Origin of the sequence: Ciceribacter azotifigens, assembly GCF_048159625.1 — a bacterium.
Lineage (GTDB): Bacteria > Pseudomonadota > Alphaproteobacteria > Rhizobiales > Rhizobiaceae > Allorhizobium > Allorhizobium azotifigens.
Map to the genome: position 1 here is coordinate 182,613 of NZ_JBLQTA010000005.1, position 17,017 is coordinate 199,629.

The window sequence follows — 17,017 nt, forward strand, 5'->3', positions numbered from 1 at the left end:
TCGTCGCTACTCCGCTCCGGCGTGCCGACGGCTCAAGTCGTCGACAATGCGTGTTTCCGCCGAGACGTCCGCATCAGTCTCTTCCGTTCCGTTGCGGGCCTTCACTTTCTCGTAGAGACGACGCGTTATATCGCCCACCGTCGCGTTATCGGCGAGGCTGCTCAGCGGCATGTCGAAGCCCGTATTCTGTTCGAAGTTCAAGCCGAGTTCAACGGCCATCAGGCTGTCGAGCCCGATATCCTTGAGAACGCTTTCCTTGAGGATACTTTCGCGAGAAACCCTGAGAATCGTCGCGATCTCGGAGGCGAGAATGTCGAAGAGGACATCCTGCGCCTCGGCCGGCGATTTGCCTTCGATCATCGCAACGAGGTCGATGTCACCGCCCTCAGTACCGCTGGCGTGATGAGCAGCCTTACGCATCACAACGTCGAAGAGAGCTTCATTCACCACCGCAAGATTGTGCGCGGCGGCCCAGTCGAACTCCGAGATCATGACGACAGCCGCATCGACCGTGTCAGGCGCACTCCCGATGTACTCCCCGACCGCGTTCAGGGCGTCGCGCGCATTGATCGCCGTCTTGCCGAGCCGTCGGTCCAGCCGCTGACCAACATCTGTATTGCGCGCCAGATAGCCGGCGTCCGCGATCGCCCCGAAACCGACGGCGAGAGCCGGTAGACCTTCGGCCCGGCGCGCCCGCGCAAGCCCCTCCAGGAAGCCGTTGGCGGCGACATAGTTTGCCTGGCCCGGGTTACCGACGAGGGTGGTGACCGACGAGAACAGGATGAAGTTGTCGAGCTCGTCCGACCGGGTCTCGGCATCAAGGATCGCGGCACCCTTGGCCTTGACGTCTATGACAGGACGGTTCCGCTCTTCGGTCAGATTGCCGATCAGAGCATCATCCAGGACCATCGCGGCATGAATCACCGTCTTCAGCGGGGCTGCCCGACGCAGATCGGCGAGCATTGCCCTTACGTCGCTCTCGCGCGTAACGTCGCAGGCAAAAAGCCTGACGTCGACGCCGTTCCGTGTCCATCGGGAAATGGACGCGGCGGTCGCCTCGTCGGCAATTCCTCGGCGGGAGCAGAGCGCGATCGTCCGTGCGCCCTTCTCCACCAGCCATTCCGCGGCAACGAGACCGAAGCCACCAATGCCGCCCACGACGAGGTGGGCACCGTGTGGGTCGACCTTCATCGTCCTAGGCGGCTTCGCGGCGACGTGGTCAATGCCGGCCTTCGGAGGAAGGACGACAATCTTGCCGATATGCCCGGCGTTCTGCATCAGACGGAACGCATCGCCGATCTCGTCATGATCGAAGGCGCGATACGGGAGCGGCGAGAAGACGCCCTCTTCGAAGAGCGCACCGATTTCCGCCAGCATACGACGCGACAGTTCCGGATGCAGGACCAGCAGCTGGTCGGCATCGATACCGAAATAGCTGACATTACGCCGGAAAGGACGAAGGCCGATCTTGCTGTCGGCATAATAGTCGCGCTTGCCGAGTTCCAGGAACCGCCCGAACGGCTTGACCAGCGACAGGCTCTTTTCCATCGCCTCGCCGAAGAGCGAGTTCAGGACGAGATCCACACCTTCTCCACCGGTCACGGTGAGGACGTCGCCAACAAAGCTGAGAGTGCGGGAATCGAAGACGTGATCGGCGCCGAGCATCTCGACGAACCGGCGCTTCTCCTCGGTTCCCGCGGTCGCGATGACCTTGAGACCGGCATGCTTGGCAACCTGCAGGGCTGCAAGGCCGACCCCGCCGGCGGCACCATGGATCAGGATCGTTTCACCCGGCCGCGCGCGGCCAAGCTCGACGATCGCGTAATATGCCGTGAGAAAGACCACGGGAATAGAGGCAGCAGCAACCGGATCGATACCGGCCGGCAGTCTTGCGACGCCGCTCCGCTTCACCACCACGTGCGTCGAGAACGCCGACGCAGCGATCGCCATCACCGGATCGCCGATCGTCAGATCGTCTATCGCGCTGCCGATTCCGACCACGCGGCCGGAGAACTCCATACCGATCGAAGCGCCGGCAAAACCGTCTTCCAGAGCCTCTTCCGGCAGCAGGCCCATCGCCCACATCACGTCACGGAAATTGAGCCCTGTCGCAGCGACCTCGACCAACACTTCGTCGGGGCCGATCTTCGGCAAGTCACAGCTTTCCCACCGTATGCTCGCCACCTGCGACGGCACTTGCTGGCGGATGACCGCCGCCGTGAAATCACTGGTAACGCCGAACGCGTGCGGCGCCGAACCCGGGACTGCACGGATCTCGGAGACTGTTCCGTCGGCTTCGATCCGCCATTCTCTGTTACGTCCCGTGCTCTCGGAGACCCGATGTGCCGCTTCGAGCAACACCTTCAGGTCATCGCTTTCGCCGGCGGCATCGACGCACTCCACGTCAAGGAAGTCGAATTCGTTGCGCAGAACGCGCAGGAACACCCACAGGCCGGAATTGACAGGATCAGCCGGCCGGCCGGCCGACGAGCCACAGGCTGGAGCGCCGCCCGGAGCGACGACAATCAGGCGAAGCTTCTGCGCCTGAGTGGCGGTGTTGCGATATTCGGCCTGCGCCAGCGCCAGTGCGCTCAGCACCAGAACTCGGCGCTGCAATTCACGGGAAGCGTCCTCGGCAGGCAAATGTCGGGGGCTGAGGAACACGATCTTTTCGCTGCTGCCACCATCGCGGGAGAACACGTCGAGGAAAGCCGCCTTGTCGACGGCAAGATCGCCGCTGGTGGCGAACGCCTGCGTGCGGGGAAAGCCTGCCGCCTTGGCGGTGTCCGCGAGCGTGCTGCTATCGGTGCCACCCCCACGAACCATGAGGACCGGACGGAAGGGTTCGACAACCGCCGAGGTTTCCACGACGGCTTCGGCGCTAGTCGCCTGGCTCGCACTCGCCTCGATCAGGATCGCGCTCCCGCCCGCCATGTCCCGCTGGCGAACATTGGCGTTCGTGTAGCCTCTCTGCTCGAGGAGCTCCGACCACTCAGGGGCGGACGGGAGAGAGCCAATGGGGAACTCTTCCGACCTGCTTCGCGAAAACCAGCCTTCGCTCAAGCCATGGACGAAATCCTTGAAGACGCCGGGTGCGCTGACGGCTGCCAGCAAGACGGCCGAGTGCGCAAGCCAGTCCGAGGGAAGCTTGGCGACATCATCCTCGATGAGCGCTCGCAGCCGATCGCTCGCGCTCACGACAATATCAGCCGCAAGCTCTGTCTCGAGCCGGTCAAGCACCGTCACACGGGGATCGTTTTCGAAGGCCAGCTCAAGGCGGTGCCGCAGACCATTGTCCGGCTCGTAAATGGCGAGCGTGGCATTCTTCGCCTCGGCAATCTCCGCGAGCCTGCGCGTCAGGTGTGCCGACGTGCTTCCAAGCTCGAGAATGCGGGCAGTTCCGCTGCCATCTGCGAGCGCATGTCGCAGCGCCTCAACAAGCATAGCGGCGCGGTTTCGCGCCGCGACCGAATGGATCGTCAAGTGCTCCAGCGTCGCCTCGCTGATGAATCGGTCGGCCCTTCCGCCTTCCTCGCCGGGTGTCGCCGGCATCGCGCCAAGGCGCTCGAGGACTTCCCGATAGCAGTCGTTGATCAGTACCGCCTCGACTGCTCGTTCGGGCGCACTCGTATAGAGTTCTCCCAGGATCTCGCTGACCGGCGGCAAAGAGCATTCGCTGGCAAGCTCCCATCCGTCTTCCCGCTGCTCCGCAAAACCGGCGTCGGTCAAAAGATGGAGGCCATTGAACAGGAACGGACGAAGACGCGGATCTTCCGGTAGATCCGAGGCTGTAATGATCCGTTTCCCTTGTCCCACAATCGACAGAAGGTCATGCATCGCGCGGAAGACGGCCGCATTGAAGAGAAACGTTTCGTTGTCGAGCGCGCTTTCAGGGGCATCGTTGAACAGCGCCTTGCCGAACGTTGCCTCCGCCGGCGAAGCAACCATTCGTCGCCCCGCAGCGGGCAGTATCTCATAGTGGAAGGAGAGCGCGCCAAGCGTCTTGCGTTGCTTCAGATAGGTGCGCCGGAAACGGCAATCCTCAAACGTCGCAACGCGGCGGCCGTCCTCGTCGAAAAGGTGGAACTTCGCCTTGATCGACGTCGGACTCAATCGTTCAATTTCGATGACGGCGCGACGGAGCGGCTTCTCCGTCGCCCCCACCCGGATCGCTCCGAAACGAACCGGAATATAAGGTGCCCCGCCATGATCGCCGCTGAACCGATCGAATAGCGCGACCAGACCGTGGAAGACTGCATCGACAGACATGGGGTTCAAGTTGTACCGCAGGTGCGGGTGCGCCGGCTTTGAGGCCTCGTTGAGGCGCACCTCGATCAGACGCTCGCCATGGCAGACGGTCTGCGCCATGAGCTGGAAGCTAGGACCGTAATCAAGACCGAAATTGGAAGCAATCCGGTAGGCGTTGGCCGGATCTATCTCGGCACTGGCGCCGTCCACCTCGATTTCCGGGGCCGATGCCAACTCGGCGGCCGTCAGCTTCCGGCTACGCGCCACGACGTGCACCGACCAGTCGTCCTCGCTCAACCGTTCGCGTGAACGAATTTCGAGGTCTCCCGTTTCCGGTGAGATAATCGTCGACAGCTCGATCAGGCGGTTACGGCTGAGTTCGAGCGGACGCACGATCTCGAGATTTGAGATCTCCACCTGATCATGGCGATAGAATTGCCGTGCGGCAGCAAGCGCGATTTCGATGAACCCGCTGCCCGGCATGATCGCGCGCCCGTCGACCACGTGCTCGGCAAGATCGGGGAAGAGATGGGCGTCGACATGGTTCTTCCACGATGCCCCGTTGGGATCGATGCGCCAGCCGGCGAGCGTGTAACCGTATTCGTTATCACGACCATAGATATCAGCGCGGTCGCTGGTCCGGTCGGGACGCAGATCGACCTTGTCGAACGGAAGGGCCGGGAGAGAGACGAATGCATTCCGGCGTCCGAAAACGCGCTCCTCGTCGAAAGCCGCACCACTCGCCATCGCGCGCGCCATCGACTGGAAGACCGGGTCGACGCCGAATTCGTGATCATCCCGCGAAAGCGTCGGAACGACGCTCACTGAGGCCGAGCGGTTCTTGGCAATGTCGCCGATATAGCCGCCTAGAATGGCGCGAGGCGAGACCTCGACGAACACGGTGCAGCCCTGCGCTATCGCCTCCTCGACGGCATGCATGAACTTCACCGGCTGGCGAACGTTCCGCCACCAGTATTCCGGCGTAAGCGAGGCGCCGTCCAGAACCGTTCCCGTGACCGTCGAGATGAAGGCAGTCGCCGAAGACCGGGGGGAAATGGCGGGCATGTCCGCCATAAAAGCGTCGCGTGCCCGGTCGATGAGCGGATGATGGAAGGGGTAGTTGATGTCGAGCGGTTGAACCGCCACCTTCCGCTTGCGCGCCTTTTCTCGCAGGGCCTTCACCTGCTCGTAGGTGCCGGATACGGTCACGGAGTTGTGTGCGTTGATCGCGGCGACGGTAATTCCATCAAGCTCCAGGGACTCGATGAGATCGCGTGTAGCCTGCTCGCCCAGTTTGACGGCGGCCATTGTACCATCACCCGCCAGCACATCCTGGTGAAGCGAACGTTTTGCGATCACCGTGACGGCATCCTCGAGCGTCAGGGCACCCGCCGCATAAGCCGCCGCCACTTCGCCGACGGAGTGACCGAGCACCGCCCGTGTCTCCAGACCAAGAGCTACCAGAGCATCGAACAATGCGACCTGAATCGCAAACAGCAGCGGCTGGGCGATCTTGGTGTCGCCGAGCTTCTCCGCAAGTTCCGGATCGGACAGAACCTCACGGAGGTCGACCTGCGAATAGGCATGGAACAATCGGGAGACCATCGAGAACGTGGTGCGGAACACCTCGTTACGGTTCAACGCGTCCAGCCCCATGCCAGCCCACTGGGCACCGTTGCCGGAAAACACCAGCGCAACCTTGGGGTCACGTGCCGTGGCCTCACCGATCTCCGCTACGCCGCGACCGGCACCCGCAAGATAGGCTGAGATCGTCTCCGACACACTCTCGGCGGAGCCACGCATGACGAAGCGGTGTCGCATCGCGCTTCTGTTCGCGCCGGCGGCGGCGACAATAGCCATCTTCTCCGCTGCGCTCGAGGCCTCTTCCAGCCGTTCACGGTAGCCTTCGAGAAGGCCTCGCAAGCTTTCGATCGTATGGGCAGACGCCAAAAAGACTGGCGTCTCGCGCTGATCGTCAGCGGCACACTGCTCCGCGTCCGTCTGGGGGTCCGAGATGACGACATGGGCGTTAGCACCACCGAAGCCAAACGAATTGACGCCGGCAAGACGAGGACGGTCGGTTTTCTCAAGCAGAATCGGCTCATTGGCCACCCGGACGTTCAGGCCCTCGAAGTCTATGTCCTCATTCGGCTTCTCGAAATGCAGCGAAGCCGGAAGATAGTTATTCTCCAGCGCCAGCATGGCCTTTATCATGCCAAGGAGACCGGAAGCCGGTTCGGTATGGCCGATATTGGATTTGATCGATCCGATCGGGATAGGCTGGCGGCGACGCTTGCCGATGACCTGGCCGAGAGACCACACTTCGGCCGGATCGCCGACCTTAGTGCCGGTCCCATGCCCCTCGATGAAGACAACGTCGTTGGGGTCGATGCCATTGCCGTCATAGACAGCCTTCAACAGCTCTGCTTGCGCCTCCCGCGAGGGAAGCGAGATGCCGTTCGTTCGACCGGCCGCATTGGTGCCCGTCGCCACGATCGTGGCGCGACTGCGATCGCCCTCCCGGCGCACCCTGTCAGACCGTCTGAGCACAAGGGCGGCAGCTCCTTCCGCGCGGACATAACCGATACCGTCGTCGTCGTAGGCCTTGCAGAGACCGTCCATCGAGAGCATGCGCGCCTGTGCAAAGCCGACGAACGGAAGAGGATGAACGAGAACGTTGACGCCACCGACGATTGCGGTGTCGATTTCGTCCCTTTCAAGCGCTTTGACCGCCTGATCGAGCGCCACGAGCGACGATGAACAGGCCGTGTCGACCGACAAACTGGGGCCGTTCAAACCAAAGACGTGAGAAATACGGTTGGCGACGACCGAAAGCGTATTGCCCGTCATGAAGTACGGACCGGGAGCCGCCGGATCCTCAACTGAAAGATTGGCGTGGTCGAGACTGGATGCACCGACGAAGACGGCGACCCTCTCCCCTTGAATCTTGGCCACCGGGATATTGGCGTCCTCGAGCGCTCGCCAGGTGACCTCGAGGAGCAGCCTCTGCTGCGGATCCATGAAAACGGCTTCGCGTTTCGAAATACCGAACAGCGCAGGGTCGAAGCTGTAGATATTATCGCCGAGAACGCCCGCGGCGAAAGTATAGGACTTGCCAGCCACGCCCATTTCCGGGTGCCAGAATCGCGCCATATCCCAGCGGTCGCCCGGTATGCTCGTAACGGAGCATAACTCGGCGCGCATCAACTCGAACAATTCCTCGGGCGAATTCGCTCCAGGTGCGGCGCATGCACGCCCGATTACTTCTACCGTCATCTAAACATCGCAGATCTGATAGTTTCAACACAACTGTCCGTGGCACTCGGCACGGGATTTTCCCTAGCACTTAGACAAGCGGCGAAAGGGCGTCAATCGGCTATTGCCCTTGAACATCTATTGGTGGACAGAGAGGCGATCAATGTCACCCATCAACCGCTCTTCGCGCTGGACCGGCCTTTGCCTGCACAGGCAACAAAAAACCTCCGGTTGATCCCGGAGGTTCTTGTCGACAGAACTTGCTCGGCCCGCGAATCATCGCGGGTCAGGCAGCTTCTTCTTCCTGCGCGTCCTCGTCGTCCACGACCTTGCCACGCTTCGGACCCTTCGCCAGGTTGACCTCCACGAGACGGACCGCCTCGGTCTCCGACATCTTGTTGACGGCAGCGATCTCACGGGCCATGCGGTCGAGCGCGGCCTCATAAAGCTGTCGTTCGGAGTACGACTGTTCCGGCTGGTTCTCTGCGCGATAGAGATCGCGCACGACCTCCGCGATCGAGATCAGGTCACCCGAGTTGATCTTCGCATCGTATTCCTGCGCGCGACGCGACCACATGGTGCGCTTAACGCGCGCTTTGCCCTGCACGACCTTCAACGCACGATCAACGAAATCCGTCTCCGACAGCTTGCGCATGCCGATGTTGACAGCCTTGCCGACGGGCACCTTCAACCGCATCTTGTCCTTCTCAAAATCAATCACAAAAAGCTCAAGCTTCATGCCGGCGACTTCTTGCTCTTCGATTGCGGTGATGGTACCGACGCCATGTGCGGGATAGACGATCGACTCGCCGGTTTTGAATCCCTGGCGCGTTGAAGATTTTTTCTGCTGGATTGTCATTCGAATCAAAAACTCCCTGTTGAGCTCCCGGCATTGCCGGAGCCGGGTCGGTCAGGCCCGGATGAGACGGGGGAAGCCGTCGGATCATTCCACACCAATCCGGTAGGCCAAGGCGCAAACAAAACCCTCCATCGCGACTGCGACGCGACAACAGAACTGCCGCTTATGTCACGGAAACCGCGCTTGGTCTGGTGTTTGCTTTCGTGATGGCTCAGGGCATAGCAATGCCGCAACGTGGATCAGTGTGCCGAAACTAACACAAAAAGATGAATAAATCAATATTTTGCTGCAGCCGCTCTCCAACGGCTGCGGAAGGAAAGTTTGTCCTTTCCCTCAACGACTTAGACTCGCGGGAAGAAATATCCCGACATCCCCCGGCAAGAGCGTCAATCACCCTGACCTGGCTTTGGCGAAAAGTATTTTTCAAACTTTCCGGGGACGCCGTCCATTTCCTTCGCTTCGGGCAGCGGATCCCGTTTACTAGTGATGTTCGGCCAGATCTGCGCGAATTCCGTGTTGATCTTCAGCCAATGGTCAAGCCCTGGTTCGGTATCGGGCTTGATGGCCTCCGCGGGACATTCGGGCTCGCAAACGCCGCAATCGATGCACTCGTCCGGATGGATGACCAGGAAATTCTCGCCCTCGTAGAAGCAGTCTACAGGGCAGACCTCGACGCAATCGGTATATTTGCAGCGGATACAATTGTCGGTGACAATGTATGTCATTGCGGCACTCCAGCAATCTTTCGTTCTCGGCGCCGTGGCGGACTGCGACCGGCCACAGATACGAACAGGCAAAACACGGGAGACAGACGGAGGGCACACCCTCATAGTGTCTGCGGGACTGGCAAGTCAGCTAATGGGTTATTTCCGCGAATGCAAGAATAAACCTTACGACAAGACGTCGCATTTGAAACGGTTTTTCTATTCGCTCCACCAGTCGCCGTCCGAACGCAGTTCATCGAGCACTCGGCGCTGCTTCTTGGTCGGACGTCCGGTCCCCGCCTCACGAGACGCGTGACCAGATGTGCTGGGAAGCGGCTGCTCCTGCACGGCAGGCGTGACGTCGTCATAAAGTTGCCGGGCCTCCTCGTAAGGTCCGCGCCGCGCGCCAGCAGCCTTCACGACAAGAAGGCGGCTGCGCGCACCGGCAGTCAAAACAACCCGGTCACCGGCTTTCACCGTATGGCTCGCCTGAACTATCTTCTGATCGTTCACACGAACGTCTCCGGCCGCGATTCGACGCTGGGCGATCGAGCGAGACTTCGCCATACGAGCGAAGAACAGCCACTTGTCGAGGCGCTGACGCGAATCCGACTGCGGCTGTTTCTCTTCGCTCATCGCCCTATTTCTTCATCTGCTCCTTGAGCGCTGCCAGCTTTGCGAAAGGTGAGTCGGGGTCGACCGGCTTCTCCTTGCGCGGCGGCTTTGCCTCGAACCGCGCGGCCTGCGGCTTGCTGTCCCGCTCACCGCGTTGCGGACGATCCTTGCGGTCACCGCGTTCCTGGCGATCCCCACGCTTCGCTCCGTTGCCACGGTTCTTGCCCTCAGCTGATACTCCCGGACGGCGCCCGTCGCGACGCTCTTCGGACGCCGGGCGGCCGCCCTTTTGGCGGGCGTTCTGCTGGCTTTCGTTTCGGCCACCCGGCCGCCAGAGGAGTACGTTCTTTGGCTCGTTGGCTTCGGCGTCCTCGACAACTACGTCGGCAGGCGCCTCCGCCGAAACGTCGCCAGCCTCCGCGCTTTCGGGCGCAGCTTCGACACTGGAGGTCTCGTCTTCGACCTGAGGCTCGGTCGAACCTGCATCCTCGCCCACAGTCGGGGCGGAATTCGCATCCTGAGCAGCGAGGAAAGCCTTGGCCTCGTCAGCGGGGACACTGTCGGCGCGGTATCCGAGCCCCTTCAGGATCTCTTCCATGTCGTCCGGTGTCGCCCCGAGAATCGACAACATGGCCGTTGTCGTCGTGAAGCGTCGACCGTCATAGGCGCCTTCCGGACGCGGAGACGGGCCAGGTTTCCATTGCAGAAGAGGACGGATCAGATCCGCAAGCCTCTCCAGGATATCGATGCGAACCGCTCGCTTGCCGAGGAAGCGGAAGCCGGCGAGTTTGTAGAATGTCCTGTCGAGGCCGGGGTCGGTGACCACCGACGTCCGACCTGCTGCAAGCACGGGAATGAGGTCACCGTAGCCCGGCTTATCCATACCGTCGTTCTGCAGCGCCCACAGCAGCGTGATGAGTTCCGCCGGCGAAGGCTTGAGAAGTGCCGGCATAAAGATGTGGTAAGCCCCGAAGCGAACGCCGTAGCGCCGGATCGACGCGCGCGCATCCTGATCGAGCGACTTTACATTGTCGGATACGTCACGGCGGAAGAGAACGCCGAGGCTCTCGACCAGCTGGAACGCCAAGCCCTTGGCGAGCCCCTGCAGATCCTCGGCGCGGGACAGGTCGTCGAGTGGCTTCAAAACCGTCGAGATGTGATGGTTGACGAAACGCTCGACGCGAGCCGCCACATGATCACGGGCAATCCCGGTGAGTTGCTCGTCCGCCAGCAGGATGACGCGCGGATGCAGCACATGATCGCCCGCAGTGAGCCTTGCCACCGGGTCGCCGAGCCAGCGCACGACACCGTCCGATCCGATCGCCAGATCGCTGTTGCCACAGGCGTGCAGTCGGGCTGCCCGTGCCTCGAATTCGAGGGCGAGAGCTTTCTGCGTCGCCGCCTGAACAGCCTTCGCATCGGAGCCCTCCATGCCCGCCAAGGGCGTAAAGCGGAACCCTGCGAGTTGTCCCGTGTGATGCCCCTCAACGAAGACATCGCCATTCACACTGATTTCAGCTTCCAGCATCGCATTCTCTCTCAAGCGCTTCATGAGCACAGATGTCCTGCGATCAACAAAGCGTTTCGTCAACCTTTCATGTAGCGCGTCCGACAATCGGTCCTCGATTTCGCGCGTCTTTTCTTGCCAGTGTGTCGGATCGGCAAGCCATCCCGGCCGGTTCGACACATAGGTCCATGTTCTGATTTGCGCAATCCGTGCGGAAAGCGTGTCGATCTCACCATCGGTGTGATCGGCCCGGCGAACCTGTTCCGCCATGAAGTTCTCGTCCACCGTGCCATAGCGGACCAGATCGGAAAAGAGGCTCGCGACAAGATCGGCGTGTTGGGCAGGCGCGATACGCCGGTAGTCGGGAAGGGCACAAACCTCCCACAGTCGTTCGACCCGCGCGGGAGTCGTCGCCAGATCCTTGATCTCAGGATACTTTGCAAGATGGTCGAGCGCCTGTTGATCGACGGCCGGAAGAGCCCGCGTCAGTCCCGCCACGCGCGGTGCCGCGTCCAGGCTGCGTCGCAACGCATCGATCGAGGCAAAGTCGAACTCTGCCGTACGCCACTGCAGGACCTTGACCGACTCGAATTCGTGGCCTTCGAGACGTTCCACCAACTCGTCGTCGAGCGGGTCCACCCGCCCGGTCACGCCGAACGTGCCGTCCTTGAGGTGACGTCCGGCACGACCGGCGATTTGACCCAGTTCACCCGGATTGAGATTGCGGAACTGATATCCGTCGAATTTCCGATCCTGGGCGAACGCGACGTGATCGACGTCGAGGTTGAGGCCCATACCGATGGCGTCGGTCGCGACGAGATATTCCACCTCGCCCTCCTGATAGAGCGCGACCTGCGCGTTGCGTGTTCGGGGGCTGAGCGCCCCAAGCACCACAGCCGCGCCGCCGCGCTGGCGCCGGATCAGTTCCGCGATCGCATAAACCTCGTCGGCCGAAAACGCGACGATTGCCGTCCGCTCCGGCAGGCGCGTGATCTTCTTCTGCCCCGCATAGAAGAGTTGAGACAGCCGCGGCCGTTCCACCACCGTAATGCCGGGAAGAAGCTGCTGCAGGATCGGCTTCATGGTTCCGGAACCGAGGAGAAGCGTCTCGTCCCGGCCACGCAAATGCAATAGCCTGTCGGTGAATATGTGGCCGCGCTCCAGATCGCCGGCAAGCTGCACTTCGTCGATCGCAACGAAGGAAGCTCGCGTCTCCCGCGGCATCGCCTCGACGGTACAGACGGAGAAGCGCGCTCCCGGCGGCGCGATCTTTTCCTCTCCGGTGACGAGCGCAACCTGTGCGGCACCGACGCGTTCGACGACTCTGCCGTAGACCTCTCTCGCCAACAGGCGGAGCGGCAGGCCGATGATGCCGGAACCGTGGGAAAGCATACGCTCGATCGCATAGTGCGTCTTGCCGGTGTTGGTAGGCCCCAGCACCGCCGTCACGCCGCGGCCACTGAGGATCATGGGTTGCGAATTCACTTTCCTGCTCCATAGGGATGGATAGCGCCAATGAAGGCGATCGGCCGAAGCGGTCTGGCACAGACATGGCGATGATTGTCATCAAAGGCAAGCCGGCAAAACAAGGACGGAGCTGCCCATTCCCAGTTACGCGGCCTGCGGGGATGATCCGGCGATATCCGGGAGGTCTTCGCACGGCGCTCGTTGGCCGGTGTCTCGGACAAGTGGAACCATTCGGTGGCAAAGACGTTGGAAAGCCCGAATGTGACCAAGAAGCTGAGACGGAGAGCCCATCATGCTGAGCACAATTCTCATCATTGTCGTCATCTTGCTTCTGATTGGGGCCTTGCCCAATTGGGGCTACAGTCGAAGCTGGGGGTACGGACCCTCGGGCGGCCTCGGTCTGATTGTCGTCATCCTCATCATACTGATGCTCATGGACAAGATCTGACAACGCCGAATCGACACAGCAAAGGAATCTGACGATGAAGAAGACATTGCTCGCGCTTGCGCTCGTCGCGTCTCTCGCATCCTGTACCGCAACGGAACGGGGTGCTGGTATCGGAGCAGCCACCGGCGCGGTCGTCGGAGGGGTAGCGACCAATTCGGTTGGAGGGGCCGCGGCCGGTGCCCTGATCGGCGGTGCGGCCGGCGTTCTGATCGCCCAGGCGGACCGCCAAGGCTACTGCATCTACCGTGACCGTTACGGCCGTCGTTACGAAGCGCGGTGCCGCTGACAGAACTGAAATTGTGGTGGGCCGGCAGGTTTTCTGTCGGCCTTTTGGCGCTCTCCTGCCTCGTCGAATGAATCCGGAACGAATCGGCTACGAATCGCTGACTCGCCAGTTTTCCCGATTTGTTCACGACTACATATGGTATCTTGCCGCGATCACAGCGCATAGCAGGCCGTTGATATTCATGGACTCACGGCAGCGACATAGTCATCAAGGCACGTCTACTCGGACAAAAAAGACCGGCCGCAAAGGGCCGGTCCTTCCGCTTTGCCAAAGATAGAGAAGCTCTAGGCGAAAAACTGTCCGCCATTGGCAGAGACTGTTGATCCTGTGATGAAACCTGCTTCATCCGAGGCGAGAAAGACCACGACTCTCGCGATTTCCTCCGGCTGTCCCAGGCGGCCAACGGGAATCTGGGGGATGATCCTCTCGTTCAACACCTTTTCCGGAACAGCCAGCACCATTTCGGTTGCGATGTAACCAGGGCAGATAGCGTTCACTGTTATGCCCTTGGCCGCTCCCTCTTGCGCAAGAGCCCTGGTCAAACCGAGATCGCCCGCCTTGGCCGCTGAGTAGTTCGCCTGCCCCACTTGCCCCTTCTGGCCGTTGATCGAGGAGATTGTGATAACGCGCCCGAAGCTCCGGTCGCGCATGCCGGACCACACCGTATGGGTCATGTTGAAGACGCCGGTGAGATTGGTGCCGATCACCTCCTCCCACTGCTGCGGCGTCATTTTGTGGAACATCGCGTCGCGGGTGATCCCGGCGTTGTTGACCAGAACCTCGACCGGACCCACCGCCGCCTCAATCTCCGCAATTCCGTCAGCACAGGCCTGGTAATTGGAGACATCCCAGCGGCGCACCTGGATCCCTGTTTTTTCTGCAAAAACCTTGGCTTTTTCATCGTTTCCCGCGTAGTTCGCAACGACGCGGTATCCTGCCGTCTTGAGCGCGACCGAGATCGCCGCACCAATTCCCCTCGTACCACCGGTGACCAACGCAACTCTGCTCATGCTCTCTCTCCTCTGAGGCCATTTGATCGTGCACCGGCCCTTCTATCGGGGTCGTTGTCGGTATCGTTTGCTCGTGAGACGCTGCGCCGGTTTGCGATCGCCCTCCCAGTCCCCCCGTGTCTCAGAGCGCTTCGAGGCACATGGCGATGCCCATGCCGCCACCGATGCAGAGGGTGGCCAAGCCCTTCTTCGCGCCACGTCGCTTCATCTCGAAGACAAGCGTATTCAGGATGCGGGCGCCGGAGGCGCCGATCGGATGACCAATTGCAATAGCGCCGCCATTGACGTTGACGATCGAGGTATCCCAGCCGAGGTCCTTGTTGACCGCGCAGGCCTGGGCGGCAAAGGCTTCGTTGGCTTCGACGAGATCGAGGTCGGAAACGCTCCAGCCGGCCTTCTGCAGCGCCTTGCGGGAGGCAGGAATCGGACCGGTGCCCATGACCTGCGGATCGACGCCGGCCGTAGCCCAGGACGCAATGCGCGCAAGTGGCGAAATTCCACGGCGGTTCGCCTCCGCTTCGGACATCAGAAGGGCTGCAGCCGCGCCGTCGTTGATGCCGGAAGCGTTGCCCGCCGTCACCGAACCTTCCTTTTCGAAGGCCGGCTTCAGCCTGGCCATGCCGTCAAGGGTCGCCCCCATACGAATGTACTCGTCGGCGTCGACAATAACATCGCCCTTGCGTGACGAGACCGTCACGGGAACGATTTCATCGGCGAAGCGTCCGGCCTTCTGCGCCGCTTCCGCCTTGTTCTGCGATGCAACTGCGAAGTGGTCCTGCTCATCGCGCGAGAGCTGCCATTGGCGCGCAACGTTCTCGGCGGTGCTACCCATATGATAGCCGTAGAAGGCATCGGTAAGACCGTCCTTGATCATCGTGTCGACCATCTTCATGTCGCCCATCTTCACGCCCCCTCGCAGGTGGGCGCAGTGAGGCGCCATGGACATCGACTCCTGGCCGCCGGCGACGATGATCTTGGCGTCGCCGGTGACGATCTGCTGCATGCCGACGGCGACCGCGCGCAAGCCGGAGCCGCAGAGTTGATTGAGCCCCCAGGCCGTCGCCTCCTGAGGAATTCCCGCCTTCATGGCCGCTTGGCGCGCCGGGTTCTGGCCCTGGCCCGCAGAGAGAACCTGACCGAGGATGACTTCGTCGACCTCCTTGGGGTCAACGCCGGCACGTTCAAGTGCACCTTTGATTGCGACGGCACCAAGTTCGTGCGCCGGCACGTTTGCGAATGCACCATTGAACGAACCGACGGCGGTTCGAGCTGCACTGGCAATGACGACTGACGAACTGCTCATGGATGTGTCCTCGCGTATGTTCCGGTTTGCGCCCAAACTGGCAAAGCTCTCGACCGGAGTCAAACGGCAAGCACGTGTTCCTCGATCTTCCTTTGAAGACACGTATAGGACGAGACTCTGTCCGGGTCACAGGGGCGTCGCTTCTGCAACGCACAAAGAGATTGTCACCACCCTTCTTTTGGGCTTAGATTTGGATCGGGAAGAGAAATCTACGCATGTTCAATGGGGTGGAGAACGAAATGGCTAAAGTCGACGGCGAAGTCACTATCAAGAAGTACGCCAATCGACGCCTCTACAACACCGGAACCAGCACCTATGTCACGCTGGACGATCTGGCAAAAATGGTGAAGCGAGGCGAGGAATTCGTCGTTCAGGACGCCAAGACCGGCGAGGATATCACCCACTCCGTCCTGACCCAGATCATCTTCGAACAAGAGTCAAAAACCGGAAATACCCTGCTGCCGATATCATTCCTGCGCCAGCTGATCTCCTATTATGGCGACCAGATGCAGATGGTTGTTCCAAGCTTTCTGGAGCATTCGATGAAGGCTTTCAGCGAACAGCAGACTCAAATGCGCGAACAGATGACACGCGCCTTCGGTGAAAGTCCGTTGTCGAAGAACCTGCAGGCCCCTATGCAACTGATGGAGGAGCAGGTGAAGCGCAACACCGACATGTTCCATCAGGCCATGCAGATGTTCTCGCCGTTCCTGTCGCCGCAACCGGCGAAGGAAACGAAAAAGGCGGAATCGAAGGACATCGATGAGCTGAAGGAACAGCTCCGCAACCTGCAGAACAAACTGGACAGCCTCTGAGGCTCTGAACAATAACCAGGCCTGCCCGCGGCTTACAGCCCGATGGATACGTCGCGACCTGCAGAGCGGACGGAAATCACGAATCCACCAACGACATCAATGAAGGCGATCGTCAGGAGAACGAAAAAGACCTGCGTGGCAGCATCACGCACCAGCAGGAATTCCACCAGAAATGCCACAAAAACCAGCATCGATAGGATATGGTTGAGGAGCGCTCTGGACCCATTGCGTGTCGACTTGAGAATCTCCGCGAATAGAAGCACCAGCGCCACCAGAATGAGAACGTCCGCCGCCGACATGACCCATGTCGCGCCGGAGAGCATCGGCAGCGTAAATACCACCCGCGAAAGGCCTGCCACACCTCCGCCGCCGAAGGCTCCGGCCAGCGCGAGATTATAGAGTGCAAGAGGCACGATCATCAGCGGAATGGCAGTCAGCATCTCGGTACCTCCAGATAAAGCCGCGTCAGCATCGCTCAACGATGTCATAGACGATTAAAG

Annotated in this window: 11 protein-coding genes; 3 read left to right on the forward strand and 8 right to left on the reverse strand. The window is 60.9% G+C overall.

Annotation, left to right across the window (positions count from 1 at the left end; translation table 11 throughout):
* Window positions 1-6 precede the first annotated feature (6 nt).
* The 5 genes from ACM6UT_RS10295 to ACM6UT_RS10315 all read right to left on the reverse strand — a co-directional run bounded on the left by ACM6UT_RS10295 (window position 7) and on the right by ACM6UT_RS10315 (window position 12,658).
* Window positions 7-7,524: an SDR family NAD(P)-dependent oxidoreductase gene (locus tag ACM6UT_RS10295; protein ID WP_416797243.1), complete on the reverse strand. Its 7,518-nt coding sequence runs from the start codon at window positions 7,522-7,524 to the stop codon at window positions 7-9.
* A 265-nt stretch (window positions 7,525-7,789) separates the two neighbouring features.
* The gene (locus ACM6UT_RS10300; protein WP_416797244.1) at window positions 7,790-8,362 is read right to left on the reverse strand and encodes a CarD family transcriptional regulator; all 573 of its coding nucleotides are present in this window, start codon (window positions 8,360-8,362) and stop codon (window positions 7,790-7,792) included.
* Between the two features lie 386 nt (window positions 8,363-8,748).
* Window positions 8,749-9,087, reverse strand: coding sequence for a ferredoxin FdxA (gene fdxA / locus ACM6UT_RS10305; protein ID WP_112686362.1), 339 nt, complete (start codon window positions 9,085-9,087; stop codon window positions 8,749-8,751).
* Window positions 9,088-9,285: 198 nt separating this feature from the next.
* Window positions 9,286-9,702 carry an RNA-binding S4 domain-containing protein gene (locus tag ACM6UT_RS10310; protein WP_416797245.1) on the reverse strand — a complete coding sequence of 139 codons (417 nt, stop codon included), beginning with the start codon at window positions 9,700-9,702 and terminating at the stop codon, window positions 9,286-9,288.
* Between the two features lie 4 nt (window positions 9,703-9,706).
* Window positions 9,707-12,658 (reverse strand): helicase-related protein, encoded by a 2,952-nt coding sequence (locus ACM6UT_RS10315; RefSeq protein ID WP_416797330.1) that lies wholly within the window; start codon window positions 12,656-12,658, stop codon window positions 9,707-9,709.
* Window positions 12,659-12,947: 289 nt separating this feature from the next.
* Here ACM6UT_RS10315 and ACM6UT_RS10320 point away from each other — a divergent pair, with 289 nt between their 5' ends.
* Both ACM6UT_RS10320 and ACM6UT_RS10325 read left to right on the forward strand, forming a co-directional pair.
* Entirely contained in the window at window positions 12,948-13,103 is a 156-nt protein-coding gene (locus ACM6UT_RS10320) for a DUF3309 domain-containing protein (RefSeq protein WP_129333945.1), read from the forward strand.
* A gap of 34 nt (window positions 13,104-13,137) precedes the next feature.
* Window positions 13,138-13,389 carry a glycine zipper domain-containing protein gene (locus ACM6UT_RS10325; RefSeq protein WP_416797246.1) on the forward strand — a complete coding sequence of 84 codons (252 nt, stop codon included), beginning with the start codon at window positions 13,138-13,140 and terminating at the stop codon, window positions 13,387-13,389.
* A gap of 284 nt (window positions 13,390-13,673) precedes the next feature.
* On the opposite strand, the gene phbB is transcribed toward ACM6UT_RS10325, so the two are convergent.
* Both phbB and ACM6UT_RS10335 read right to left on the reverse strand, forming a co-directional pair.
* Window positions 13,674-14,399, reverse strand: coding sequence for an acetoacetyl-CoA reductase (phbB, locus tag ACM6UT_RS10330; protein WP_416797247.1), 726 nt, complete (start codon window positions 14,397-14,399; stop codon window positions 13,674-13,676).
* 121 nt (window positions 14,400-14,520) lie between these two features.
* Window positions 14,521-15,702, reverse strand: a complete 1,182-nt coding sequence (locus ACM6UT_RS10335) for an acetyl-CoA C-acetyltransferase (protein WP_416797248.1) — start codon at window positions 15,700-15,702, stop codon at window positions 14,521-14,523.
* A gap of 239 nt (window positions 15,703-15,941) precedes the next feature.
* On the opposite strand from ACM6UT_RS10335, the gene phaR reads away from it, so the two are divergent.
* On the forward strand, window positions 15,942-16,517 hold the full coding sequence (gene phaR, locus ACM6UT_RS10340; protein ID WP_416797331.1) for a polyhydroxyalkanoate synthesis repressor PhaR: 576 nt from the start codon (window positions 15,942-15,944) through the stop codon (window positions 16,515-16,517).
* Between the two features lie 32 nt (window positions 16,518-16,549).
* Here the strand turns inward: phaR and ACM6UT_RS10345 are convergent, their stop codons facing one another.
* Entirely contained in the window at window positions 16,550-16,957 is a 408-nt protein-coding gene (locus ACM6UT_RS10345; RefSeq protein WP_416797249.1) for a hypothetical protein, read from the reverse strand.
* Window positions 16,958-17,017: the final 60 nt, after the last annotated feature.